Source organism: Streptomyces sp. NPDC001407 (genome assembly GCF_042895325.1).
Classification (GTDB): Bacteria; Actinomycetota; Actinomycetes; order Streptomycetales; family Streptomycetaceae; genus Streptomyces.
Genome location: NZ_JBIAWF010000004.1, coordinates 129,402 through 152,919, shown reverse-complemented (window position 1 = coordinate 152,919; position 23,518 = coordinate 129,402). Strand labels below are relative to the sequence as shown.

The 23,518-nt window shown below is 57.7% G+C and carries 35 protein-coding genes; 9 read left to right on the top strand and 26 right to left on the bottom strand.

Going from position 1 to position 23,518, the window contains the following annotated elements; genetic code table 11:
* The 9 genes from ACFY1P_RS08130 (at window position 1) to ACFY1P_RS08090 (ending at window position 7,562) form a co-directional block, all read left to right on the top strand.
* A complete protein-coding gene (locus tag ACFY1P_RS08130) occupies window positions 1-1,278 on the top strand; it encodes a hypothetical protein (protein WP_390750109.1) in 1,278 nt (425 codons plus the stop codon).
* A 2-nt stretch (window positions 1,279-1,280) separates the two neighbouring features.
* On the top strand, window positions 1,281-2,471 hold the full coding sequence (locus ACFY1P_RS08125) for a hypothetical protein (RefSeq protein ID WP_390750108.1): 1,191 nt from the start codon (window positions 1,281-1,283) through the stop codon (window positions 2,469-2,471).
* Between the two features lie 11 nt (window positions 2,472-2,482).
* The gene (locus ACFY1P_RS08120) at window positions 2,483-3,301 is read left to right on the top strand and encodes a hypothetical protein (protein ID WP_390750107.1); all 819 of its coding nucleotides are present in this window, start codon (window positions 2,483-2,485) and stop codon (window positions 3,299-3,301) included.
* A 2-nt stretch (window positions 3,302-3,303) separates the two neighbouring features.
* Window positions 3,304-4,149, top strand: a complete 846-nt coding sequence (locus ACFY1P_RS08115; RefSeq protein WP_390750106.1) for a hypothetical protein — start codon at window positions 3,304-3,306, stop codon at window positions 4,147-4,149.
* Between the two features lie 11 nt (window positions 4,150-4,160).
* Window positions 4,161-5,393, top strand: a complete 1,233-nt coding sequence (locus ACFY1P_RS08110) for a hypothetical protein (RefSeq protein ID WP_390750105.1) — start codon at window positions 4,161-4,163, stop codon at window positions 5,391-5,393.
* Between the two features lie 2 nt (window positions 5,394-5,395).
* Complete coding sequence (locus tag ACFY1P_RS08105) at window positions 5,396-5,953, top strand: hypothetical protein (protein ID WP_390750104.1); 558 nt, start codon at window positions 5,396-5,398, stop codon at window positions 5,951-5,953.
* Between the two features lie 65 nt (window positions 5,954-6,018).
* On the top strand, window positions 6,019-7,017 hold the full coding sequence (locus ACFY1P_RS08100; RefSeq protein WP_390750103.1) for a CHAP domain-containing protein: 999 nt from the start codon (window positions 6,019-6,021) through the stop codon (window positions 7,015-7,017).
* A gap of 9 nt (window positions 7,018-7,026) precedes the next feature.
* Window positions 7,027-7,263, top strand: a complete 237-nt coding sequence (locus ACFY1P_RS08095) for a hypothetical protein (protein WP_390750102.1) — start codon at window positions 7,027-7,029, stop codon at window positions 7,261-7,263.
* Window positions 7,263-7,562 carry a hypothetical protein gene (locus ACFY1P_RS08090; protein WP_390750101.1) on the top strand — a complete coding sequence of 100 codons (300 nt, stop codon included), beginning with the start codon at window positions 7,263-7,265 and terminating at the stop codon, window positions 7,560-7,562. The genes ACFY1P_RS08095 and ACFY1P_RS08090 overlap by 1 nt, the downstream gene beginning before the upstream one ends.
* 318 nt (window positions 7,563-7,880) lie before the next feature.
* Here the strand turns inward: ACFY1P_RS08090 and ACFY1P_RS08085 are convergent, their stop codons facing one another.
* From ACFY1P_RS08085 to ACFY1P_RS07960, 26 genes are all read right to left on the bottom strand, one after another.
* Window positions 7,881-8,183 carry a hypothetical protein gene (locus ACFY1P_RS08085; RefSeq protein ID WP_390750100.1) on the bottom strand — a complete coding sequence of 101 codons (303 nt, stop codon included), beginning with the start codon at window positions 8,181-8,183 and terminating at the stop codon, window positions 7,881-7,883.
* Window positions 8,184-8,264: 81 nt separating this feature from the next.
* Complete coding sequence (locus ACFY1P_RS08080; RefSeq protein WP_390750099.1) at window positions 8,265-8,597, bottom strand: hypothetical protein; 333 nt, start codon at window positions 8,595-8,597, stop codon at window positions 8,265-8,267.
* A gap of 82 nt (window positions 8,598-8,679) precedes the next feature.
* Window positions 8,680-9,438, bottom strand: coding sequence for a histone-like nucleoid-structuring protein Lsr2 (locus ACFY1P_RS08075; RefSeq protein WP_390750098.1), 759 nt, complete (start codon window positions 9,436-9,438; stop codon window positions 8,680-8,682).
* Between the two features lie 62 nt (window positions 9,439-9,500).
* Window positions 9,501-9,680 (bottom strand): hypothetical protein, encoded by a 180-nt coding sequence (locus ACFY1P_RS08070; RefSeq protein ID WP_390750097.1) that lies wholly within the window; start codon window positions 9,678-9,680, stop codon window positions 9,501-9,503.
* A 79-nt stretch (window positions 9,681-9,759) separates the two neighbouring features.
* Window positions 9,760-11,004, bottom strand: a complete 1,245-nt coding sequence (locus tag ACFY1P_RS08065; RefSeq protein WP_390750096.1) for a hypothetical protein — start codon at window positions 11,002-11,004, stop codon at window positions 9,760-9,762.
* Window positions 11,004-11,222 (bottom strand): hypothetical protein, encoded by a 219-nt coding sequence (locus ACFY1P_RS08060; protein ID WP_390750095.1) that lies wholly within the window; start codon window positions 11,220-11,222, stop codon window positions 11,004-11,006. Before ACFY1P_RS08060 ends, ACFY1P_RS08065 begins: the two co-directional genes overlap by 1 nt.
* Window positions 11,215-11,550 (bottom strand): hypothetical protein, encoded by a 336-nt coding sequence (locus tag ACFY1P_RS08055; protein WP_390750094.1) that lies wholly within the window; start codon window positions 11,548-11,550, stop codon window positions 11,215-11,217. The genes ACFY1P_RS08060 and ACFY1P_RS08055 overlap by 8 nt, the downstream gene beginning before the upstream one ends.
* Before the next feature lie 85 nt (window positions 11,551-11,635).
* Entirely contained in the window at window positions 11,636-11,968 is a 333-nt protein-coding gene (locus ACFY1P_RS08050; RefSeq protein WP_390750093.1) for a hypothetical protein, read from the bottom strand.
* A gap of 58 nt (window positions 11,969-12,026) precedes the next feature.
* Entirely contained in the window at window positions 12,027-12,446 is a 420-nt protein-coding gene (locus ACFY1P_RS08045) for a hypothetical protein (RefSeq protein ID WP_390750092.1), read from the bottom strand.
* Window positions 12,447-12,460: 14 nt separating this feature from the next.
* Window positions 12,461-13,882, bottom strand: a complete 1,422-nt coding sequence (locus ACFY1P_RS08040; protein WP_390750091.1) for a DUF3987 domain-containing protein — start codon at window positions 13,880-13,882, stop codon at window positions 12,461-12,463.
* A complete protein-coding gene (locus tag ACFY1P_RS08035; protein WP_390750090.1) occupies window positions 13,879-14,070 on the bottom strand; it encodes a hypothetical protein in 192 nt (63 codons plus the stop codon). Before ACFY1P_RS08035 ends, ACFY1P_RS08040 begins: the two co-directional genes overlap by 4 nt.
* Before the next feature lie 22 nt (window positions 14,071-14,092).
* Window positions 14,093-14,266 carry a hypothetical protein gene (locus tag ACFY1P_RS08030; protein WP_390750089.1) on the bottom strand — a complete coding sequence of 58 codons (174 nt, stop codon included), beginning with the start codon at window positions 14,264-14,266 and terminating at the stop codon, window positions 14,093-14,095.
* Window positions 14,267-14,356: 90 nt separating this feature from the next.
* Window positions 14,357-14,584 carry a hypothetical protein gene (locus ACFY1P_RS08025; protein WP_390750088.1) on the bottom strand — a complete coding sequence of 76 codons (228 nt, stop codon included), beginning with the start codon at window positions 14,582-14,584 and terminating at the stop codon, window positions 14,357-14,359.
* Window positions 14,574-14,819, bottom strand: a complete 246-nt coding sequence (locus tag ACFY1P_RS08020) for a hypothetical protein (RefSeq protein WP_390750087.1) — start codon at window positions 14,817-14,819, stop codon at window positions 14,574-14,576. Before ACFY1P_RS08020 ends, ACFY1P_RS08025 begins: the two co-directional genes overlap by 11 nt.
* Before the next feature lie 89 nt (window positions 14,820-14,908).
* Complete coding sequence (locus ACFY1P_RS08015; protein WP_390750086.1) at window positions 14,909-15,118, bottom strand: hypothetical protein; 210 nt, start codon at window positions 15,116-15,118, stop codon at window positions 14,909-14,911.
* Window positions 15,119-15,149: 31 nt separating this feature from the next.
* Window positions 15,150-15,350, bottom strand: a complete 201-nt coding sequence (locus tag ACFY1P_RS08010; protein ID WP_390750085.1) for a hypothetical protein — start codon at window positions 15,348-15,350, stop codon at window positions 15,150-15,152.
* A 53-nt stretch (window positions 15,351-15,403) separates the two neighbouring features.
* Complete coding sequence (locus ACFY1P_RS08005) at window positions 15,404-15,571, bottom strand: hypothetical protein (RefSeq protein WP_390750084.1); 168 nt, start codon at window positions 15,569-15,571, stop codon at window positions 15,404-15,406.
* A 247-nt stretch (window positions 15,572-15,818) separates the two neighbouring features.
* On the bottom strand, window positions 15,819-16,106 hold the full coding sequence (locus ACFY1P_RS08000) for a hypothetical protein (RefSeq protein WP_390750083.1): 288 nt from the start codon (window positions 16,104-16,106) through the stop codon (window positions 15,819-15,821).
* A gap of 763 nt (window positions 16,107-16,869) precedes the next feature.
* Entirely contained in the window at window positions 16,870-17,283 is a 414-nt protein-coding gene (locus ACFY1P_RS07995) for a hypothetical protein (RefSeq protein WP_390750082.1), read from the bottom strand.
* A 225-nt stretch (window positions 17,284-17,508) separates the two neighbouring features.
* Complete coding sequence (locus ACFY1P_RS07990) at window positions 17,509-17,739, bottom strand: hypothetical protein (protein WP_390750081.1); 231 nt, start codon at window positions 17,737-17,739, stop codon at window positions 17,509-17,511.
* Window positions 17,740-17,786: 47 nt separating this feature from the next.
* Entirely contained in the window at window positions 17,787-18,041 is a 255-nt protein-coding gene (locus tag ACFY1P_RS07985; RefSeq protein WP_390750080.1) for a hypothetical protein, read from the bottom strand.
* Window positions 18,042-19,858: 1,817 nt separating this feature from the next.
* Window positions 19,859-20,161: a hypothetical protein gene (locus ACFY1P_RS07980; protein ID WP_390750079.1), complete on the bottom strand. Its 303-nt coding sequence runs from the start codon at window positions 20,159-20,161 to the stop codon at window positions 19,859-19,861.
* Between the two features lie 122 nt (window positions 20,162-20,283).
* Entirely contained in the window at window positions 20,284-20,424 is a 141-nt protein-coding gene (locus ACFY1P_RS07975) for a hypothetical protein (protein WP_390750078.1), read from the bottom strand.
* Between the two features lie 817 nt (window positions 20,425-21,241).
* Window positions 21,242-21,598: a hypothetical protein gene (locus tag ACFY1P_RS07970; protein ID WP_390750077.1), complete on the bottom strand. Its 357-nt coding sequence runs from the start codon at window positions 21,596-21,598 to the stop codon at window positions 21,242-21,244.
* A gap of 117 nt (window positions 21,599-21,715) precedes the next feature.
* Entirely contained in the window at window positions 21,716-22,690 is a 975-nt protein-coding gene (locus ACFY1P_RS07965) for a radical SAM/SPASM domain-containing protein (RefSeq protein ID WP_390750076.1), read from the bottom strand.
* 520 nt (window positions 22,691-23,210) lie between these two features.
* Window positions 23,211-23,435, bottom strand: coding sequence for a hypothetical protein (locus tag ACFY1P_RS07960; protein WP_390750075.1), 225 nt, complete (start codon window positions 23,433-23,435; stop codon window positions 23,211-23,213).
* Window positions 23,436-23,518 lie beyond the last annotated feature (83 nt).

Here is a 23,518-nt window from a genome sequence, read left to right as displayed (position 1 = left end):
ATGACTAACTACATCATTGAAGTTCGAGATGAGGACTTCCGCCGCATTGGTCAGATCGATCAGTACATGGACTTGGACATAGTCATCCGGCACTGTCAGCCTGGTTCCTGGAAGATTGAGGTGATGGAAGGCACCAGGGCCGCCGAGCTTCTTCAGCGGGGCCGTGGCGTTGTCATCTGGAATGCCGACATCGGTAAGGCTCTGATATCTGGTCCCGTTCAGCAGATGCAATACTACTGGACCAATGATCAGCACACCGGACCAGGCTCCATCTACTTCTCCGGCAAGAGCGATGACCAGATTGTCTACTCTCGTGTTGGCTGGCCGGACCACACTAAGACCCTGGCTAGGCCATGGAGCGAGGAAAAGAACTCCAAGAACCCCATGGACAAGACTTCCCAGGTCTTCAATCAGCAGCCTGCCGGAGATGTCATCGGCTTCTTCTCTCTCCGCAACTTTGGCGGTGATTCCCTTCCCGACCGTACCGCCAAGGGGCTTGAGGGTTTCACGCAGTATCCGGCTGGCCTCGGAGAGAAGGTTGATGCCGACGTTCGCTTTGCAGAGCTGGGGAAGCTCTACGAAGACTGGTGCGAGCGCGGAAATGTGGGCTACCGGATCATCTACAACCCCAACACGTCAAAGCTTGAGTTCGAGCTATACGAGACTGCCGACAAGAGCGATAGCGTGATCTTTTCTCCGGAGATGGGGAACATCAAGCAATACTCCTGGCAGATGGATGCTCCATCATGCACAAGGGCCATTGTGGCAGCACAGGGTGAGGGCAAGAACCGGTACATCATGCAAAAGGTGAACCACGAGGCCGAAGCCGAGTGGAACAGGATGATCGTTGAGAAGTTCATCGACCGTCGAGACATTCCCGTTAGCCGCAAGGAAGACGGTTCCCCGAACCTGGTCAAGGAAGGTGAGTCCCCTCCAGAGGGATATCCCGACTTGGCGACCGCCTTGAAGAAGATGGAGGACGCAGCCGACGAGGCCCTGAAGGAGGGTGAACCGAAGGCCAGCGTGAACCTTGAGCCCATCGATGTTCCTGGCTGCACTTTCGGCAAGCATTACTGGGTTGGCGACAAGGTAACCGTGTACTCGATTACAGGCCGCAAGGTTCAGCACCTGGTGCGCGAAGTACGCATCACCCACAACGACAGTGAGGACAGGGTCAGCCCCTCCATCGGGGACAAGACCGAGAACGGTCCATTGAACATCTATAACGACGTCAAGAATCTGCGTCGGCAAGTCGAGCATCTTAGGACGAGGTACTGAACATGGCTAACAACGCTAAGGCTCTTGAGCCGAACCTTGATACCGAGAAGTCTTTCCCGTTCAGTGGGGGCGGGGCTGACCAGAACACCATTGACGAGTCTCGGTGGTCCTTCATGGCCTCCAACTGGCAGGGGGATTGCGTCATCGGCCCGTACGTCGCCGGAAAGCTCCAGGAGGGCGGCCGGAGCGTCGTCGGCATGGAGAACGGGTACCCCGGTGACGATTCCCTGCGCGTGCGGAACCTGGACAGCGGCAAGGTCTCCGTGCTTCCCGGTACGGCCATCGTTCGCGGCTTCTACTACCAGAATACTGACGAGCGAATCATTGACCTGTCCACGGAACAGGCTGGCTTGAATCCTGGACAGAAGCAGGTCGTCACCGTTGGTCTTCAGCTTCGCATGGACAAGAACTGGGTTGCTGTTGATATCCGCCTCGGCACTCCGGCGACTGGCGCGGCTCCAAAGTCTCCGGAGATCAATGACAACACTCCGGGCGGCAACTGGTTCATGCCCCTCGCGGACGTGACGATTAGTGGTGACACGAAGAACATTGAGACTCCGTTTGACCGTCGCCAGTACCGCATGTCCAACATCTACACGGTTGGCGATAAGGCGAACATCCTGGACCCCCAGGCCGGTAGCCTCACGTACGAGGCTTATGGCAAGCAGAACACCGAACGCCTTTGGTTTCGCAGCCTCAATGAGTGGTCCCTGATTATGGAACTCGGCCGCTACCGGAACATGGACAATTCTCAGGTTCAGCTCATCCAGAGTGGCGGTTCCCTTCTTCCGGCGAGCATCCGAAACAACTTCGACTGTCGCATGAAGTACAAGTGGATCAGTCCTTGTACTGTCACCTTCTCCATCTTCATCAAGAACAAGACCAATAGAATCATCGATGTCCCTGGGCTTGGCTTTCGACTCCCCGCCTCTCACACCAATGACGTACTTCAGGTGTTTCAGGCCGTTCTTCGCCAGGATCAGGAACATGTCGGTTACTACTCCAACTGGAATGTTGGGGCTGGATACTGCTACGACACCAACAGTGCCAACGTGTACTTTTTGTTCCCTCGCTACTACACACAGGCGTCTCACATCCACTGGAACGGTATCGACAATGACTTCGTGTACACCTTCCCCGCAGGCGGAGACCTGACCTGCTCTGGAACCTTTGAGACGCTTCAGCTCGGTTAAGGAGAATCATCATGGACACTGACCGGCATCTTTTCGGTGGCGACGTATGCTCTGCTGCCGAAAACAGTCAGGGCGTACGAATCCCCAACACCTATGGCGTGGTCTACCGGCACAAGAATGCCAGCATCACAGAAACCGACCTTCTCACCGAAGGCGGCTCTCCTGTCACCCGCGTCCATTCTGACGATCGGGGAATGGTGGAGCCTTTCTACGGCCCACCTGGGGTCAGCACGATGTGGATGGACTTCAATGCTGGCCGGTACCAGATCTTTGCCGTGGATATGGATACCCGCATTGCTAACCACCTCACGGACGGCCCCGACGAGGACCCCCACGGAACTCTTCGCACTGCCCGTGCGGAGATGGAGTCTTATGTAAGCAAGATCGGCTCTAATGACATCGATGCTGTGGGGACTTCTGCCGAGTGGATCAGGGTTGCATCCGATGACACGGATGCAAACGTGGCCACCCTTCGGAACCGTGAAGGGATCGCCAGGTGGGCTCTCAAGAAGGATGGGAGGATGGACATCCAGCCTGCCTATCGTCCGGAGACTGCTAAGCAGTACGCGATACGCGCTGTGACAAAGGCTGATGCTGTCGCCTACGCAGTCAGCAATGCCGATGCCAGCGGGGCTTCCAATACCTTCACGGTCAAGGGTGATGGTTCGGCCAACTTCAGCGGTGATGTCACTCTAAACAAACCAATCATTGCCCCCAACGTAGGTTCAGCTCGGGTGTATTCGGGCCCTGAAGAGCCCAGGAACCCCAAGACCGGTGACGTGTGGATCGCCTATCAGGTGGACGGCACCCCGGATAAAGGAGCGGTTTAAGCATGGCTAACGCTTCCTACGTGTGGGATGGGAAGAAGTGGAACCCCCACCCTGTCACCGTGAGGGATGGCAACCAATGGCGGCAAGCGGAATCCATTCCCATGTGGGATGGAGTCGAGTGGCGTACTACCGCCCCGGAGCCGTGGGAGTTCTCCCAATACATAGATTCCAACGTGAGCGAGCACGACAACCCGCCTGAGACAGTCACAGGGGCCATTCCGTCTGGCCTGAGACTGGCGGACCTGGTGTTGTCTGTCTGCGTCTCCTACAAGGCCGAGAAGCCTCCGGCTGCCGTTCCGCTTGATGACTGCGTGAACTACATGTGCCAACAGCTAGTGCCTACTGAGATCCGCATGGATGCGATCCTCTTCCCCTGGTCTCCCGCACGAGGGAATTCCGTCACGTGGGGCACTAATGGTGCGGAGCACGTCTCGATTTTGAACATGGTGTACCGGAATACCGAGTTCAGTAAGTGGCAGCAGGGACCTAAGCCGGAGACCAAGTCTGCCAACAGTGTTAGCAGTCTCCCTCTCAAGACTTCCGGCGAATACCTGAATGTCTTTGTCGCGGTAGCCGCCTCTCCCACCATCGGGAATTTTCGGTGGCCTAGCGGGGTGAAGGAGAGGATTAGCCAGTACGGCCAACACGGGTCTATGGGCATCCGCTTGTCTGCCGCCGACATTCAGGGGACTAAGCCTGACCCGGGTGATGTACTGGTGAATGGTGTTGCAGAGGCCATGTCCGTGGTTCGGTTCACCCTCCCTGGACGTAAGGGCCATGGTCCCCTGACTTGGATTCTCGATAACGAGAACGCTTCAATCCTTGGCCAGACAGCCACACTCTCTTAAGGAGTTCCCCCATGGTTAATGTCCCCAATCGCGAGTACTGGCAGCCGGGGGAGGAGGTGAAGGCTGACAAGATGAAGCGGCAGGTTAATGACTTCAATGACGTCCTGTCCAAGCAGGACCATCTACTGATTCAAGGCATTGACAAGACGTACCCGCTCAAGTCCGGACAGCCGCTCGCCTATCTCTCCATCGCTGGTGAACCTGATGTTTCCGGCGGGTGGGGAAAGCCCACGGGGACCTTCCCTACTGACTACAACATCCCTGCCGATGGCGTGTACTTCTTTTACGCCGAGTTCTCCCCTGGCCAGCCTCCTAGTTCTAACGCCACTGACCTTGCGACCAGCATTCAGCTTCGCCTGAAACACAAGAAGGCTGGACAGACCAAGTGGGATTGGCGGCACCTCTCTAACGCTATCGAGACGAACAAGTACATCCATAGGGATCGGCCGGTTCACTTCTCGGTACAGATTTTCAGGTCTATGTACCTGCGCAAGGGTGACGCAATCATGTTCACCGCCTACCTCGGACACCCCGAGGAAGGGGCATGGTCTTCCAACTGGGCTCCTGAATGGAAGTACGGAGCCCCTACCAGTAACAGGGTCATTGTTTGGCGTATGGACTTCGGCGCTACCGACTATGAGAATCCGTTTCATGTTCCCATGCCTGCGGTGAAGCCTTGGAATGATGGTGAGGTGATCACTGCGGAGAAGATGAACGAGCAGATCACCAATGTGCGTCGAGCCCTGTCTAACACTCCGCGATTCAGTGTCCATGTGGCTGCCAGTAGAAGCCCTGGGACTCTTTGGGATGTCAACTGGGACTCGAAGTACAAGGAACAGCTTGGGGACTGGAAGTTCAATGGAACCCACGCGACAGCCCCTGAATCTGGTGTCTATTTCATCGCTGCGGACGTGTCGGCTGATGGGAGTACGGACAATGTCCCGGCCTATGTGAAGCTCTATCTCAACGTGGACGGCAAGGCTGTAACATCGGTCGATAAGCAGTTCCAGAGGAAGGCCAGTGAACAGCAGCCTTCGGCAGCCACTTCCCTTCAGGTCTTCTCCATTAGGTTCCTTGAGAAGGGGCAGCGGGTTCACCTTTCTGTGGAGTCCCAAGGAACGAACCCCGCTAAGCCTACGGCGAGCGTTTTCCCCGCCAATCCTTCAGATGGCAATGGGGAGTTCCGGCGAAGCAGCTTCTCTATCCATATGATCGCCCCTGGCGCCAAGAGCTTTGTGAGCTAGACATGAAGAACATTGATTGGAAGGTTGATCAGGTAGTCAGCGCCTCTGACATGACTCAGGGGGTAAAAGAGTGGAATGACATACTCGGCAACCCTCCCCGAATGCTTGCCTCTGATGCGGCAACCGATCGAGTGATGGGTGACCAGGTCAACCCTATCTCCTGGAAGAGCTTCGACCAGTACGGAGGGTGGACTTCCTTCGAATCCGGAGGGGGTAAGCGAGCCTTCAAGGTTCCCGTGACGGGTTACTACCTGATCTGCTTCATGAACACCTATGACAAGCCCGCCGAAGGTGGCTCGAAGATTCTTCAGCAGAAGCTCACCGTAGCCGACACCGCCCAGGGTTCCGGTAAGCGAGTCATAGCCGAGACCTTCAGTTCCAGTAGTCGTAGCGGCCGGTTTGGCTGTTCCAGCATGGCTATAGAGAGGCTAGAGAAGGGCAAGTGGCTAATGATGGATCTGGATGCACCCTGGGTCGGTAAGGAAAACTGGTGGTCTTGGGCTCGCTATGACGGCGAGTTCAACGGCTACCTGTCCGCCTGCCTGGTGAGCCTGAACTAACCGAACTTACTGAACTTACACCCCTGCCTGTCAGGGGTCTTTTTATGCCCAAATGGAGAAATTTTATGTCTGAGGCTCAGAGTATTATCAACAAGGCCAAGGGTGAGATTGGCTATCGGGAGGGGGATGACAACTGGACCAAGTACCCTCCGGAGGTTCCTAGTCTCGAATGGGCACAGAACCAGCCGTGGTGTGATTCGTTCGTTAGCTGGTGTGCCGAGAAGACTGGACTCCGCTCCAAGTATCCGGTGTCGGCCTCTTGCTCCAACTCCGTTGACTGGTTCGATAATAAGGGACGCTATTCCGAGTATCCCGCTATTGGCGCTCAGGTCTTCTTCGGTCCGGGTGGCGGAACCCATACCGGGATTGTCTACAAGTACACGAGTAGCGAGATTTTCACTATCGAGGGCAATACCAATGATGACGGCTCGGCAGAGGGCAACGGGGTCTATCTGAAGCGCCGCCCCCGCAAGTCGAGCTATGTCTACGGCTACGGATATCCGGAGTTCAGTGAAGGCATTGTTTGCGCTGATCCTGACTGGAAGGGCCGTAAGGGTGTTATCTACTTCGGACAGGAGGCTTCCGAGGATGACCTTCCCGAGGGTGACTCGTCTAAGCCTGATCCGGGTGAGGACAGTAAGCCCACCCCCAATCCCGATGGTGGGTCCTCTGCGGGTGTGAGCATGTTCGACCTGAAGAACGACAAGGAGGCCACCCTTAAGAGCGATACATGGTATCTGGTGGATATCCGTGGTGACGGCTCTGGAGATATCGTCAGGGGCCCCAATAAGGCTTACTCGTCTCAGGTCCAGATGATCCTTAAGGATGTGGCTCCTGGTGCACAGATCCAGGGCCGCTTCTACCTGTACAAGGGTGGCGAGGCTACGAAGTCCATGGCGATTGAGCGTATCGGTACTGACGGCTGGTCCTTTGTGGACTTCACCAAGCTTGCCGGTTACCTGGACTCTGGCGAGTCGCTTCGCTTCGAGTTCCTTGTCTTCAATGAGGGAAAGAAGGACTTCAAGCTGTCCAGTCGGTATGCGAGCGTCCTTCAGTTCAAGTAAGGGGGAATGATGAACGAGTGGATTAAGACTCACTCCTATCCTGTCTTTATTATCCTGTCCGGCCTGACCCTTCTTGCTGGCCAGCATTTTCCTGACGTTCCTTCACAGGAGATCATTGCAAGCCTTGCGACCCTGCTTGGCGTCCGGGAGATTGCCACTAAGACCCAGGAGGCCAAGGAGGCGAAGGACAAGTCTCCGGCCTCGCCCGTAGAGCATGCCGACGAGTCCGGTAGGGAGGCTGTCTAGTGTCTCCCGAGATGATTGGTCTTCTGGTTACCCTTCTCGGCGGTGGTGGCGTCACGGCGCTTGCAGGCGCCATCTTCAAGGGCCTCCGTGACCGTAAGGCGGACTATGAGAAGTTCCGCAGTGAACACATTAGCGACCTTGCGCGATGGCGTGACGAGCTGGACGACAAGCTGAGGGACATGGAAAACCTCCTGCGCTACTACAAGCGCCTCGCGGCTTCCTATGAGTATCAGCTCAGGTCTAATGGCATCACCCCGGAGGTTCCTCCGGACATCATGAGAGAACTTCCCGATGACTAGATGACAGGATCGTCCTGTCATTGGGTTGATTGAGATGAGAAGAGATAACCCCCACCGGATTCCCGGTGGGGGTCTTTTCCTGTTTCAGGAGGACTTCCGCCCCGCGTCGGCCTCGTCGGCGGCCTTGATCAGACTGGCGGCAAGCTGTCTCGCCCTCTCCGACGTGATGTCACTCCTCAGGGGCCGGTCATGTTGCGGGCCGCCATCGTCAACCCATCCAGTGATGGTGACGATAGGGACCCGCCTAGTCCCCTCTTCAGCCCGAATACCCCCGATACTGAATCCGTATTCCTCTTTACCTCTGGCCATGAACCCCTCCTACAGATCATCTTCTACGGTGACACCGGACAGCTTGCAGTCGTCCGGAAGGTTCCGGGCTCGATGCCTCTGGATGACACCTTCCTTGGTCTCCACGAGCCTCCCGCAGTACTTCGCGGGGCAAGTGAAGGCCATGATCCCCTCCCCGTAGCTTCGGAGGCCGGGGACTGAACTCGCCTTAATCGTCTGGGTGTTCACGACTTCGAGCCTACCCCCTGAGAACTTACCGAAGATACAGAACTTACCGGTATACAAAACTTGGTACAAACGCTCAGCCGGCATAGCCTTGAACGTCATGTTCACGTCAAGCTCAAAGTGCGAACAAAGTGGACGCAACAGAGAAAGCCCCCACCCCGAGACGAGGTGAGGGCACTCCTGGTGACGTCAGGCGGGGCAGGACTCATCCGTCTTGCCTGCATCCTTCAAGGCGTCACACTGGCCCTTGATGTGCTCCTCAGCCGCCTTCAGGGCCTCGCCGGACAACTTCCCCCCGTTCTCCTCTGCCGCACCCTCAAAGAACTCCATGGGATACTTCAGCCCTTCCCAATGAGGGTGGTCCTTCAGGGTCTTTTCCATGGCCTTGTAGCCGGTCTGATAGTGCTTGCTGCCCGAAGCCTTCGAGGGGGCCTCAGCGGCCTTCCCTGAGCCACCACAGGCTAAGAGCCCAAGGGACAGGGAAAGGGTGAGAGTGGTAGCAGCGGCGGCCTTCTTGAACATGGCGACTCCTCCCATAGGGAAAGACCCCCGCCGGGTATGGCGGGGGTCGAGTCGCCCAGTCTAGCTGATCTTGCCAGGAGGTCTAGACCTCCATGGCGTCCTCGGGGTTGGCCACGTTGTATGCCTCGATGATGTTCTTAGCAACACGGCCTCGGTCAGAAACCTCGAAGTCGTTCTCCTTGGCCCATTCCCGGATGCGGTTCAGGTGCTCCGAGTGGGCTGCGTCCTGCTTGGCCTTGCTGGGACCGCCACCACGACCACCCCGGACAGCAGTGGCCGAGAACGCGGGCTTCTGGACCTTCTTGACTCCGGCGTCACCCAGGGCTTCCACCAGCTCGTCACGGGACTTCTCGTAGGCGTCCAGCTTGGTGGCGAACGCCTTGCCCAGCTTCTCAAGTTCCGCCATCGCGGAATCGTCCACCTCCCCCTTGTACTCCTCGCCATCAATCTTGATGACAATCAGGCGCTTGACCTCGAACGGGCTGCTCATGTCGCTGTCCTCTACTTCGGCTTGGGGGTCTTCGCTGGACTCTGATTCTTCGGCGGCCTCGTCGGTCGCGGCCTCCTCAGAGGATAGACCCAACTCGTCTACACGCTTACGGAAGGCGCGGGCGCCTCGTGCTACTTCTCCTGGGGCATCCCCCGGATTGATGAGGCAGCCCGTAGTCTTATACAGGAAGCTGATAGCTTCCTCCGACAGCTCCCCCTTAACGGCCCGCTTCGTCTCCCTCCACTTGGAGAGGAACCCTTCAGCGTCCGGCAGGTTCTCACCTTGGAGAAGCTTGTTCTCGTTCAGGTACTCCAACAGAGCACCCTGAATGGACATCGTGTGTGTTGCCACGCCTCCCGCGTCCACCTTCCTGACTAAGGAGATCAAGGATCTTGGGTTGTGTCAAACCCCTGTCAGAAGGTGAAGCCTTCACCCGACAGGAAAGACACCGGGTCAGTGTCTCCCTCAAGGTGGTTCAGGACCGCCACGATGAGTTCAGAATCCTCGATCATGCTGGCGTCATCATTCTTGCTCTGCCACTCATAGACCTTGTCCCGCAGGTCATCGATGCGGTTCTTCAGGTTGTCTTCCACTCTTGTTCCCTCCCTGAGAGTTCAACGAACAAGGGGACCACCCCTTCCCAGGATGATCCCCTATCTTCACCTGACTTGTCTACTCCATCAGGTAAACCTTTGCCTTCTCGCTCCATGGTGCGTCGGCGGGCCCTGCAACATAGGGCTCAATGATCTTGCCTTCGGGATACTCGCGGTATTCGTCGTAGGCAGGAACATACTGCCGGTACCTGACTACCGGACCCACTACAGTCTTCACCTTCCACTTGCCACCCTTCCCTGACTCCTCGGACTTGTTCCGGTGCTGTAGAGGCTTTCCGATCCGGATGACCTCCACCATCCTTGAGCCGGGAGATTTGGAAGCGTCTCCCCCCTTCATGCGCTTCATGCGCTTCTTGACGGAGCGAGGTGGGGGCACTTCCTCTCGTGAAATCATCTTCATTTCTCTGATGAGAAACGTCGCTGCGAAGGTCTTGATTGCCTGAGTGAGGATGGGAAGGTATTCCTCGTGTGCCCGTACCTGCTTTGCGTGCAGCTCCACTGCTTCCCTATGGCGGGGGTCGTCCGGGGGTACAGGCTTGATTGTGGCCTCTAGCTTCTCTTCGCTATCCGAGTCGAACCATGCGAGGGTTTTCCCCAGAGGAAGTACCTGTTCCCTTTCCAGTGGTGCGGGGTCACTGTACTGAAGCTTGTAGGCATCCGTTTCGGCCGCCTCTTTCAGCACTCCAGCACTGTTCAGGGAGTTGATCATCTTCGCCTTTGCGGCACCTCCGTCCGAGTAGAGGCACACGAGCACTTCGGTACCGTCGTCACTGACCCGCCAGGAGGCAGCGTTTATGGGAATCTCTGATTGCCCGAAGTGTTGCAGAATCTCTTCCACTTCCTTCGGATTCATTCCGTGAGACTCGTGCCCAGTAGCGGTTGCGATGGGGATTTCCCATCGCACAAACCCCCTCGTGGCAGGCAGGTGTTTCCGCTCCAGACGGAAGTTTTCCATTTCCGTCTTAGCCGCCAGGTACGACGTGTCTTTGCCTACGTACAGGAGGTAGGCGTCTTCAAGCGTTTCCGCATGGTACGCGGCTAGCTTATCCATTTCTGGCTGCACGTACCTTGCGATGGTATCCCTGGCTACGATCTGCGCACGGTTCCAATCGCCGCCCTGAATCGGCAGGGCGGCATGGACCAGGCCGTTAAACATGGAGTTGGTGATGACAGGGGCTTTCATGTTTGCAGGCCAGTAGAACTGGTCACCGGCTGCCGCCTTACTGGACCAGAACTCAGGGGCGGTTTTCTTGGTCCACTTAGCGAGTTTGTGAACGAACTCGTGAAGCTGTGCCGGTTCCATTACTTCCTTCCGCCCATCATCCCGAATCCCATCATGGCCGTGATGAGAAGGTTCCGCGCCGCTTCCTCTGCCTCTTCACGGGAAGGAAAGGGGCGGGATTCCTCGCGTCCGCCGATATTGATGGTCACGACGTGCTGACCAAAGGCATTGCTCTTGATGTTGCCGAGGTTGACCCACAGCTTTCCATCATCGTCAATCTTGACCCTGTCGTCAGACATCGCCTTGTTCCCTCCGAAGAAGCTTTTTGATGTTGTGCCGAACTATCCGCATCTCGGCCTCTGCGATGGTTACGGCATCGCTGTACGGGGACAGCGCCCGGAGGGCCCATACGGTGAAGTTCTCAACGTCGAGTTCTACGGCTTCAACGAGTTCGTCTCGGATCTCTTGGGCCTGTACAGCCTGAACCGCCAGCTTCACGGCCGGGGGCATGTCCTTCATTGCCCGGATCAGTTCGCCGGAAGTCCACGTGGAACGACGCTGCCTGTCCTCGGTCTCCCAGTCAGACAGAATCTCCATGAACTTACGCCTTACCTCTTCTTCGTCCACCCCTGCCCCCTAAGTAGATTTGCGCGTGAGTGTACACCGAAGGGGGCCGCCAAACAAACGGCCCCCAGCAGTACTCGTTTTCGATTCACGGTCGTACTTGGCGGATGTTCGGCTTGTCCACGGTCCCGCTGTACGTCCAGATTTCGTCAGGCTCCCTCGTGGGGACTTCCCACCCTCGAACCCGCCAGACGGCCATATGGGCATCCTCCGTGGCCTCCGGCCACTCATCTTCAGTCCTGGAATCCCAGATGGCCCCGGTACTGATCTTCTCCATGTCCTTAACGAAGCGCGTCACGCCAAGACCGGTCTTGACGCGGGAGGCCAGTTCTCGCTTAACAACCTCCCTGTTTGGCGCACACTCCATTTCATTCATGTCGAGTGTCACCCCGTCATGGACATAGATAAAGAAGACAGACACATGTACCCCTAAGCAGAGAAGGCCCCGAAGGGCCTTCACTCTAACATCTTGGACTTGCCTACCGTTCGGCCTTCACGGCCTCGTAGATGGCCTCCCAGTCAGCCCCGTCCAGTTCCTTTCCGGTTACCTCCGTGGCGTCCCCCAGAACCCTCCTGGCGTCTTTCGTGAACGACTCCAGGGAGGACAGGGACAGGGAATCCATCAGAGCATGTCCCATGTGGATTTCCTTGCGGAGGTAGAGCATTACCGCTCGCGTCTCTCGACTCTCCCCAACGACACTGGCGACGTCAATGAAGTCCAGTGGCTCAAGGTTGTGTTCGTCGGCCTCTACCGGGATCCCGGGAAGCGTCCTCTCGTCCTGAACAAGAGGTTCCTTAGGGTCTGCATACACGATCCATCGGTCACTCCCGATCCTCTTCTCCAGGGTTCCCGTGTATCCGTATCTCCGGTTACGGACCCTGCTGCCCTTCTCGAACACGCTATTCCCTCTCCCTAGTTGAGCAGGTTTGCGAAGTCGTTCCCTGCATCCTGTCGAAGCTCCCCGTTACCGTCAACGATGGACCGCACGCCCTTGGGCTGCCGAGGGACCGCCTGAGCCTCGTTCTCCGGCTCCTGGTCCTCCGCGTCGTCCAGGTCGTCTACGGCGGCCTGGTCCTCGTCCATGGCGTCCGTGGCCTCCTCGTCCTCCGAGGGCTCCATCAGGACGTAGAGCGTTGACGGTCGGCCACCCTTGGAACCCTTGGCCGGAACCACGATGGTCTGAACGTCTGCCATCTCGTCTACCGCGTCCTGGATAGCCGCAGCGTTCAGACCGGTTGCCTTCAGGAGGACAGTTCCCGTCACTCCATCAGGGTTCTTCCGGAGAACGGCGCGAATGCGAGACTCATTCGACCCCTCAGAACCCTGAAGAATGTCAGTGATGGACTGAAGGCAGTACTTCACCAGGTTCCACGCCGCCTTGACGTCAAGAACCTTGATTTCCTTCCGCTGGTCAATCACAGCGTAGATAGCTGCGATTCGGCACACATACTCTTCCGCCCGGCCCACGAAGGCTTCAACAACAGGCAGACCCTCGCCGTAACCCTCGATTTCATCCGACAGGCCATCATCGAAAAGGTCAATGGCACTGTCAGAGAGTGCGATGGTGTCCAGGGTTTTGGCGAAGTCCAGACCCTCCCCCAGAATCTCACCGGCCATCTTCAGGTTCTCTTGGTCGATCCTGTGGCGCTTCTTGAGCTTCTTGGAGCGGATCACCGAGCCGCAGATAAGACGGTTGAAGCTTCCGCCCGCCACGTCCGCACTGGAGAGGTTGTGACGGAACTCCGTGGGGGACACGTGCCCGTGAATCACGAACACGGGCTTCCTGATGACACCCCCGTCTTTGGTCATGTTCTGGAGGTCCGCACCGTCCCAGGTCTTACGCATGACACCCTGAAGAGTGGCGTCCCGCTTACCCGACTTCAGCACCGATGCATACTCCTCTTCCACAAGGAACATGCGGGTGTCTCCGGGGTCGATACCCTCGTACTCGCGCCCAGACTCCAGGGACTCAATCTGGGCGTTCTTCGCGGCATCACGACGCTTAACAAACGCACCGATGATGCCAGCGCCGGTCTTGGCGCCGGACACCTCATGCTGAGCGAGGAAGTCAGGCGAAGCAATGTTGAATACCCGGGTGGAGGCTGCCAGCGCGGTTCCCTTGCGCCCCTTGTTCGTGGGGCCGATCAAAAGGGTGTCGATGATCAGGGGGCGGATACGACCACTGTCGTCCAGGTAGAGCGTGTCTCCCACATAAGAGGAGATTTGAGACAGCATGGCCAGAAGCACCCCCCGAGGGTCGGCCTCAGTGTCCGGCTCAACAAGCCTGATGATCTCTCGGATTTTACCCGTGGTCATAGCCTCGTAGTCGGTCACGTGTTCCCATCCTTCGGGGTGATGTCGAGCATGGCGAAGAGCTGATCGGCATGATCAGCACAGAAGGGGAAGAGCTTACCACGGAAGGGTATCGCTTCGACAGAGGGAACACCCTCCTTTCCCTTCTTGTGGCACATCACGCAATCCGAGTGGTGAACAATCATGCTGAACAGCTCTCCTTGAATCATTTACCGAACTTACCGAACCTACTCAGCACCCATGCTCAGGGCACGTCACCTTTGCCCGAACGCAGACGTAGCACTCCGGATGCTTGATTCCCAGGTACTCAGCCACGTGATAGGCAAGGTCAAACGAATCGTTCGGGTGCACATCCCCACCCTTGTTCAGCACGTACGCCAGTTCCTCACGGATGACCTCAGTCATAGTGACCCCTCCTTAGTGTCTCCGTGTTGCGCTCTAAGAGCCCATGAAGACACCCCCGGCACCTCGTGCCGGGGGTGTCACCAAAGGCGCTCAGACAGCCGACTGCGACTTCCCCTTGATCAGGTCAACTGCCCATTGAGCTATAGACTCATGGGTCATGGGCTTGGGACTCTGGATTGTCGTCTCTAGAGCCTTCTCCCCCTTCCGGTAGACGACAATTTCCCACCACCCCTCGTATGAGTCTCCAACCGTGCCACCGCCAGTCTTGCCTACCTCCACCCTCAGAGGCTCATCACTGAGTGTGTACTCAGGATTCACGGTCCCCACCTTTCCGATTCACCAGGGTTGCAGAGTAGACCCACTCATGCCGCACATCTTCCCATGACTGGCCAGTCTCGTGGTTTCGAACCCACATCATTGATCCACGGCCCATTACGTCGCCCTGAATCTCCTCCCCCTCTGGAGTGTGAGCCAGGATGACCAAGGTTTGCCCATTATCACGACCGCGCCACCACATATCGGCGATCTGTTCGCCAGTGGGTTTGATGATCACTTACCCTCCCCTCTCTCCACCCACTCACCCTAAGCGGACATAGCTAGAGCCCGACCATTAGGCCGGGCCCCAACTAAGAACGCTCAGCTTTAGGCGCGCACATCACCCATGAGCTGTTCATAGTCCACCTTCGCAGTGTCCCCACTATCCCAGGTGGCCGTACCGTTCAGAACGCCTTCCGCCCATGTATGGAAGCGCTCAAGTCCGAAGTTCGATTCCCGGCGCCCCGCCCTATAAAGGTTCTCATCGTTGATGATGATTCGACGCGCTTCCTGCGTCTCCCAGCCTGCATCACTCATGCCCATACCTTCTTTCCGTGGGGTGGCCAGTCTACCGCTGCGGGATCAGGCTATCCGGGATATCAAGGTCAACCATCCACTGTGAGGCTTGAACCTCTTCCCACTCGGACAGTTCCTTGATTCCCCGACTTGCGAACAGTTCCCGCTGTTGTGGTCCGGGACCATTCCGGTTCTCCTCACCCTGGAAGACATACACACCCAGGTTGATAATCGTCCGTTCCTCGATAGTCACGGCCCATGCTCGGTAACCATCCGAACCGGCCATGTCTACACGCGCCCTGGTGATCATTCCCCTTCACCCCTCCACTCGTACCGGTGAAACAGCTTGTCCAGCATGGCGCTAACACGCTTACCCTCATCACTGCCAAGCCGCTCCAGGGCTTCACAGATGAGGTATCGGTGTTCGTAGGCGTATTCCGCCAACTTCTCCGTCTCGTCCGCCTTGCGCTCCATTAGTCCTCCCTAGTCAGGCACGGGCAGTCGTCAGAGTGTACGGCGTCCCACTGACTCAGGATGGGGTAACCCTCATAGTCGTACCCCCTCACGTCGTACACCATGTAATGACCGTTGGCTGCCATGGCCGTTCGCGTCCCTTCCGCCATATCCCCTCCTATGTGTCTACGTGGCTCCCTGAGGGGCCATGAGGGCACCCCCGGCCCAACTTCGCCGGGGGCGCCCCCAAAGTCCGTCAGAGAGGGTGTCAGTACCCTCGAATCTCTTCGGTGTCGCACGCCATCTCAAAGACGCACTTTGCCGCATCTTCGTGAGTGGCCGGGCTACCCATATAGAGATCCTGTCCGCGTGCGATCTCTTCCCCGTCGGAGTGCTTGGCGATGTACCGCCAGCTTTCCTGTGCGTACTTCTTCCCTACGGTTCCACCTCCAAGCTTCTCAATCTCGACAGTGAACGTCGCGTGCTTACCGTCCCGCTCCCCATCGAAGGTTTCGCGGTACTCACAGTGGAAGTCACGCAAGTCCGTGTAGCTCACTTCTTCTTTCCCTTCTTGCACTTCTGGCAGGTAACTTCCAGCGGGTTGCCACTCATGAGGGATTCGACAGCCGTTGCCACTCGCCCGCAAACCGTGTAGTTCGTGGTGCTGTACTTCCACTCACCGCCCCGGATGCGATGAGTCTTGACCCCGGAACCTGCCCGACAGATGTACTTGTCTGCCATTACTTCCCCTCCCATACCGTCATTGCGTGACGCTTCCCATGGAAATCACTACCGCACCCCTCACAAGTGGACGTGCTGTAAGTTTCGGTTTCGCAGTCACACTCTCCGTGACACTCACCCTGAGATTCATAGGTCTCGCAGCCTTCCGCGTGATCCTCCCACCCCATGCCCATAGCGGAGCGCGTGCAATCAACCCTGCTAAGCGGCTCCCCACCCTCGTGCCCTTCCTCGCGGTGGCAGTCCCCGCACTCACCATTAGCCTGATGCATGACGCAGTTGCCGCAAACCCAAATGGTGTAGCTGTCAGCCACGATGACCCCTTCTTGGTGTCTGTGCGCCGCTCTAAGCGCCCATGACCGCGCGCCCGGAGCCTAGCACCGGACACGCGACCAAAGAGGCTCAGACGCCCATATCCACGTCTTCCCGCTGGCACTCGTAGCCGAGGCCATAGCCGGTCATAAATCCCGGCAAGTTGTCATGATTGATACATCCCGAAGCCTGACACTCATCACAGAGAGTCGGACCGGAACCTATGACTATCTCGAAGCAATCCCGACAAGCACAGTTCACGTAACCGCTCATGCCCCCATCTCCTTATCCTTGTTCGTCAGGTACAGCCGGACAGCCCGATAAGCGATCTGCTCTAGGGCAGTGTCCGCACGGTCGTCCATATCCATCACGCCTTCACGCTCTACAACTTCCTGATAAGCGCGAAGGTCTACGAACGCAATCCACTTCTCATGCGTCCAACTCGGGATAGCCCTAGACACAATCTCGCGGATGACCGTGTCTCGATACTGGCCGGACTCACCCACCTCTTGCCCAATGACTATCTGCCCCTCCGCCATGGCTTCCCCCAGGTCAGAAGCGACCCTGTCAAGGAAGTCCGCCCCCGCAGAGTAGGTACGCCAGTCCATGACAGCCGGTCGGCCGCACTCGGAAAGTTTGACGAACTCCATAACGATGCCGGTACGGGATTCTTGCGTATCCATAGTTCCCACCCTTAGTTGACTGAACGGCCATACCCGGCCCCGGGAAGCCCAGGGCCGACTAAAGCGGCTCACTCGTGAAGCTGGAAGGTCCACCCCTCCCATACCTCAGGGTGGTCACTCAGCATGTCTTCAACCCGCTTACGTGCACCCTCCTCAGTGGCAGCCCAAGTGAAACTGTTGATGCTGTCATCCTCGGACACGAGAATTACCTTCCAATATCGCATGTCAGCACCCTTCAAAGCCTGTTTTGAGTCCATGCTGAAAGTCCGCGCGAGAGGCGAACCAGTCCCCCTCAAGGTAGTCACGCAGTATTTTCGCGTGTTCCTGACACACCGTGTCGCCATGAAGGATCTTCCCACCCTTCAACAGCCCGCCATCAAAGCGACCGATGACGATACGCATAACCGGAGAGTCCGGATAGAACTGACAGCACTTCTTTTCGAGAGACACAGACATGTTGATCACTCCTTAGAGAGGGGGCCCGAAGGCCCCCACGACACAAGTTACTTGACGCAGATAGCTTCGGCAGGACCCTGCCCGTCAAAGTCGATATGCCAGTCAGAGCCGCAGCCCTTCTTAGCCTTCTCTATCTGCTCAATGAGGTCAGAGTTGCCCGTTGTCCACCCATCGTTAAAGTGGGCAACCTCCGCAGCCTCTTTAGCTTCATCAGCGTTGCCTTTGCCGCTTAGGAAGCCAGCAAAGAAGACCCCCGCAGCTACCACGGCGGCAGCAAGCAGGATTGAAAGATTCTTACGCATATTCTCATCCTTCCCTATTAGACCAACGCGACACACACCCATTGAGGCGTATGTATCACGTAAGCCCCATAGGGCTCATGACTGCCCCTCACCGTGACGATTCTGGGGACTGCCGACGCTAGGCGGTTCACGCTCTTACGCTTAGCTACCTGCGCCGCAATGTCTTTCCGGTAGACACTCACCGTTATGTTCGCTCCAGTCTTCCGACTGTCGCTCTTCTCAAGGATCAAAGGTCTTGCTGTTGGTTTGGGGCGGTATGTTCACGCCCTGCCGGTAGAACTGATGAAACCTCTAGCTCCGTGTTCCCTATTGCCTAGCTAGACCCGCTAGGCCGGTACTTTCCGGGCCGGTTTCCGTTCCCTTCCGACACCGAGAACATTACGGGAGGGCATCCCACGACACAAGTTAAGAACCCCAGGAATCCCTATGACCTGGATCACATATAGGCATTCTCTAGAGGTACCCCCTACCCATAGAAGGAAGACGCGCGCACGCGCGTCTATCACTCAAACATAGGGATTGTCCAGAAAGCCGTATACGGCTTTCTGAGGGCCTATCTCCAACCCCCCTAGGGTCCTAGTAAGGCCCCCTCTCATAAGGCCCTCACAGGGCAATCTGTACTCTCTGTGACATCTGAGTGCATAGACGACAAGGCCCTATGCACATAAGGCCCCCTATACACACCCCCTATGACCAGGTGTTATGACTCTTTGTGATCATCTATCTCATTCTTTCGCATCTCTCGCATCATCACTCTTTGTTATCGCACCTTTACCTCATCTCACATTGTTGCCTCTTTGTTGTCTGCTTAGTCTTGACATTCTTCACTCTGTCTGCACTGACCAAAGTATGCACACACGTACTCGGGGTGATCGCCATCAAGGCCACTATGAGTAACAGCATGGCCACTAACAATTACAACCACATCAATAGGTATCTATAGGCACCGATAGGCAATACCCAAGGCTCCTATCAAGATTCACGCTAAGGGGGCCAAGATATCGGGAAGGTGGGGAATCCGGTGAGCTTTACGGGACTAGTCGGTGAATCAAACCCGCAACAAGTCGGCGGATCACCTCAAGCCAAGTAAGGGATTCACTGACCCTACAAGGAATCTATTCCGATGGACTGACAGAGAGCCTAGGCGGAGAACTTACCGAAGATACTGAACAAACTAACCAAGTAAGTTCAGTAGGCTCGGACATTCATTCTCGGAGCAAAGTTCAGTAAGTTCCGACATCGACTTGAACAAAGGGGTGGGGTAACAGGGTTAGTTCATTCCTGGAGAGAACCGGCGGAGCCCCTTCCTCGGATAACGTACGTTTCCTGACCTCTGAGAGTGGGGTGGCTCACATGAGCACCCGGGTACCACATTCACTCCACCTAGGTCAAGCCTCTCAAGTCCATTCTGAGGGCCTTCCAGGCTCCTTCTGCCCAGAGATACCAAGGGGAAGGCATTAAGCCCTCAGGAGGCCGTACAGACCCCTTCTCGGGTCTCGCGAGACTTCCGCCCCCTGGAACATCTGAAAGATTCACAGATGCCTGTGTGAAGTGCGCCACTTTGGTATCCCACTTAGCCGACCTGCGGACTCCATCTTTATTGTGGAGGGTGTATATATAATTACTACTAGTGACTAGCCTGGCTATCCCCCTAAGGATAGACAGGCACTAGTCTTTCTCTAACCCCTTACTTCCCTCTGTACCAGTAGACCCCCTCCCTGAAGAGGGGGTCTAGGAGCACGGTAGGGGTCTCAGAACTTACCGAACTTACTGAACTTACTCCGAGTCCCGGCCTAGCACTCGGACCGGCGAGGGCTCTAGCTCACCATTCCTGGAGGAAGCTCCGAGTGGTCCGGCCTGATGTCGCCCCACCCTTCTTGCCGCCCTCGGATGCCATGAGCCCTGGCGTACGCCTCCAGGGCCTCTAGTTCATCCTCAGAGCCGTTCCCTTCGGTGAGGGCATAGTCAATCTCTTCAAGAAGCTGCGGGGTGATGGCTCCCAGCTCTTCCAGATCCCGCATCCCGTGCCAGCCGTCCTCGGCATCCAGGGCTTCTTGTCCTGCGATGCGCTTGGCCAATGCATCGCTGATAACCCCAGAGGGGGGAAACAGTCCATCCATGGCGGCACACTAGCGACAGTCAGCCAACTCCCGCTTGATCACTGGCAGTTCAGCCGGCCGCGACTCTACGTGAAGGGCCCTCCCTGTACTACCCAGAGAGGGCCCTTCTCCACCTCACCGGCTCAGACCTTGGTGGGGTGGGCTCCAGGGTACGTGTAGTCCCCTTCGTAGCCAAGCTCCACGAGGGCCACGGCCACCTGACGACGGCGTATCTGCTCGCGCTCCTCGCGCGCCGCACGCTCGTCGATCTCTGCTTGCGCCATGGGCCACCACCACGGGACGACCGGGGTAGTGATCAGAGGCTCCAGGAAGCCTTCTGAGGGGGGCTCAGGCGCCGGTTCGGCCTCCGGCGTCGTGGCGGGCCTGCGAGGCGCCAGGAAGACGAGAGGGCGCCCGCTGTGGCGCCCGTGACGCTTGGCGCCATGCCATCCGAGGAGAGGCAGGACGGGGGCGAGTGCCCCCGCAAGGGTACGCAGGATAAGGTGTCGCACGTTGTCAGCTCCCTATAGCTGATGGCGAAGCCCCGACAGATCGCGTAGGACCGATCTGTTGGGGCGCTTTGTTGTGTCGGCTGCGGAATTGGTTGGGCTACCGGCGTCGGATGCGTATGCGGAGAGCCAGAGGCCACAGAAGCCAGATCACCAAGTATGTGAAGACCGCTACTGCGGCATAGACCCCAGGGGCTCGGGCATCCAACCAAGCCGCGTCGGACTCTACGGTTTCCCGCAGCCGGGCTTCATGCTCGCGAGGGGTGTACTTGAACCAGGACAAGACTGCGCCGCCGGTCGTCAGGTAAACGGCGACGCTGGCTAATGCCACCTGGTACCAGTGAGGTATCACGATTCAACCTTCAGGACATGAGGAAGCCCCGCCCGAAGGCTCCCTTCAGACGGGGCTTCTGATCTGGATTACTACTTCGACGGCTCCGCCGGTTTCGGCGGTGGTGACGGCTTCGTCTTCCTGTTTCCGTCAGAGTCGAAGACCACTCCCATACCTTCTCCTTTCGGGGAGCCCCGTCCGGCACCTCGGGGGAAGTGCGCGGACGGGGCGCTTTCTTGCACCTACCTCAGTGGGTAGAGGTCACTCTTCTCCGAGCGACTTCCGGAGGAAGTCCCCGGCCGACTTCACGAACTCTTCGCGTGCTGCCTTGAAGTCGCGCCAGTCCGGATTGACTCCTCCGTCTTTGTGCATGGCTTGCAGTTGTTCGAGGACGGCGCGGGCCTCTTTGATGGGGCCGACACCCTCAATGTCGATGACATTGAACTTGTCCCTCGTTGCCGCGTAGGCCGCGTCTACGGCTGCGATGGCTTCCTCTTCCTTGTACCGGCCCTCACTGCGGAAGTGTGCGACTCGGGACTCAGTATCGGCAGCGGAAAGGAAGTCCGCGTACGCGTCTCGTCGTGCAAGGTAGAGCGTGACGGTTGGTGCTTCGAGCATGTGATTACTCCGTACTCGGTGAACCTTGTTGAGCCCGTCTGGCTCGGGCGCCGCCACGCTACCGCCCTCCCTTCCTTGATCGCTGACGAATGGAGAGGGTTCCCCCGTTCGCGGTGCTCAGCAGTCGGTTCCGGATATCCCGGGGTTCGCGTACCGGACTGACCGGCGTGGCGAGAGGCGGACTTCCTTCTTCGGGGGTGGCGGGGGCGGAGGTTGGGTCGGTCCGCAGGCCGCGTCAGGGGCGCACACAGTTTGTGGTGAGCACGTCTCGAACGCGGGGTTGCAGTCCGGCAGGCACTTGGGGTGATCGTCCACGATCGTGTGTGGGAACACCTTCTCCAGCTCGGCCCTTACCTGGCGGTTGGCCTCGCCGTAGTAGATGTCTTCGACACTCCCTTCGTGCACGTTGCCGATGGTCATCCATCGAGCGAACACGCACGGCCAGACATCACCATCTGGCCCAATGGCGATCTTTCCTCGCCCACACTTCCCGCAAAGCTTCTTGATGTCGGGGGCCTTGCCGTCTGCCCCCCGCCCAAAGGGCCTGAGCCTGTCTGTGCGTACGTCGCGGATGCCGATCTGTAGAAGGTCGGTCTCCGCTTCCTTGCCGCGCTGATCCTGGAGTACCCGGATGACACTTCCGCGAGTGGGGATGCCGAGTTGTTCCGCCTTCTCGACATTGGCCCGGGTCAGCTTGTGTGACCCCTTGGTTTGGGTCACGTCGTCGTGGTCGCTTGACCAGTCAGAGTAGTAGCTGACAGCCAGCCGGACTTTGGGGAGCTTGAAGACTTCCCACAGCTCATCCTTGACGTGGGTCAAGTTGGAGAAGACTTCAACCCACATACCCTTGGACAGGGCATGACGGATGAACGCCGGAAGCTCAGGGTGCATCGTCGGCTCTCCGCCGATGAATTGCACGTCACGAACGCCAGTTGATGCAAGCTCGTTTATGACCCTGAACCAGTCGGCCGGGGTCATGGTCCCGTGGTCCCCTTGCGGTGAGGAGCTGGCATAGCAATGCCAGCACTTGAGGTTGCAGACGCCTGTGATCTCCAGCCACGCGAATTGCGGCCGGAGAGGTAGAGCCCTCATAGATCCTCCAGAGCGAGAGATCGTGGTTGCTCTTGCCTGCTTGCTGATCGATGGCGCACCCGCCCGGCCAACTCTGTAGGAGCCGCCCTGACAGTGCCGACCGGGCGGGCGATTGGACCTGCCCTCTGCCGGGGGAAGGGCTACCTACGGCGGTAAGGGGTGTTCCGTAGGCGAGTATGCAGAGGGCAGGGGCTTGTGGGATAGCCATCCGGCTGCCCCCCGTACAGCCGGATACGCATACCCGATAGGGCGGGCTAATCCCTCTTGTAGGGCTTCCCGTTGATGAGCGCACCTTCCGGCGAGATCACTCGGAAAGCGTCACCACAGGTACGCCGGAAGTCCTCGTGGCCAGTCGCAATAGTGTGCTGCACGCACCACTTGTGCATGGACTCCATTTCGACATATGGCCCCGAGTGCGCGGTGCACTCCTGGGGGGCACTGATGCACATAGCTCTGAACTCAGGCTGAACGCTGGGGTCCTGGACGAGTTCATAGTTCCCGAAGCGGAAGTACCTGTTACTCACGCGATCTCTTCGACGTAGGTTCGTACGGCGGTCAAGGGCTGGTTGGGCGGCAGGCGGAGCCTCTTCCCCGTGGACAGGGTGAGGATCTTCGATCCGCTCCGGTCCTCGGCCCCGTGCATGTCCACCACGCGAAGATCCCTGCCGTCGATCCTGACCTTGTCGTTGATCTTCACGGTGTGGCTGTACACGGGCTCTAACTTCGCCACCTCTACACGTCTCATGGCTCTACCTCTGTCAGGTGGACAGGTGTAACTAGCGCCTTCTCGGGCCGACTTGCAGTCGGCGCCGTGCGGTGCTCTGCACG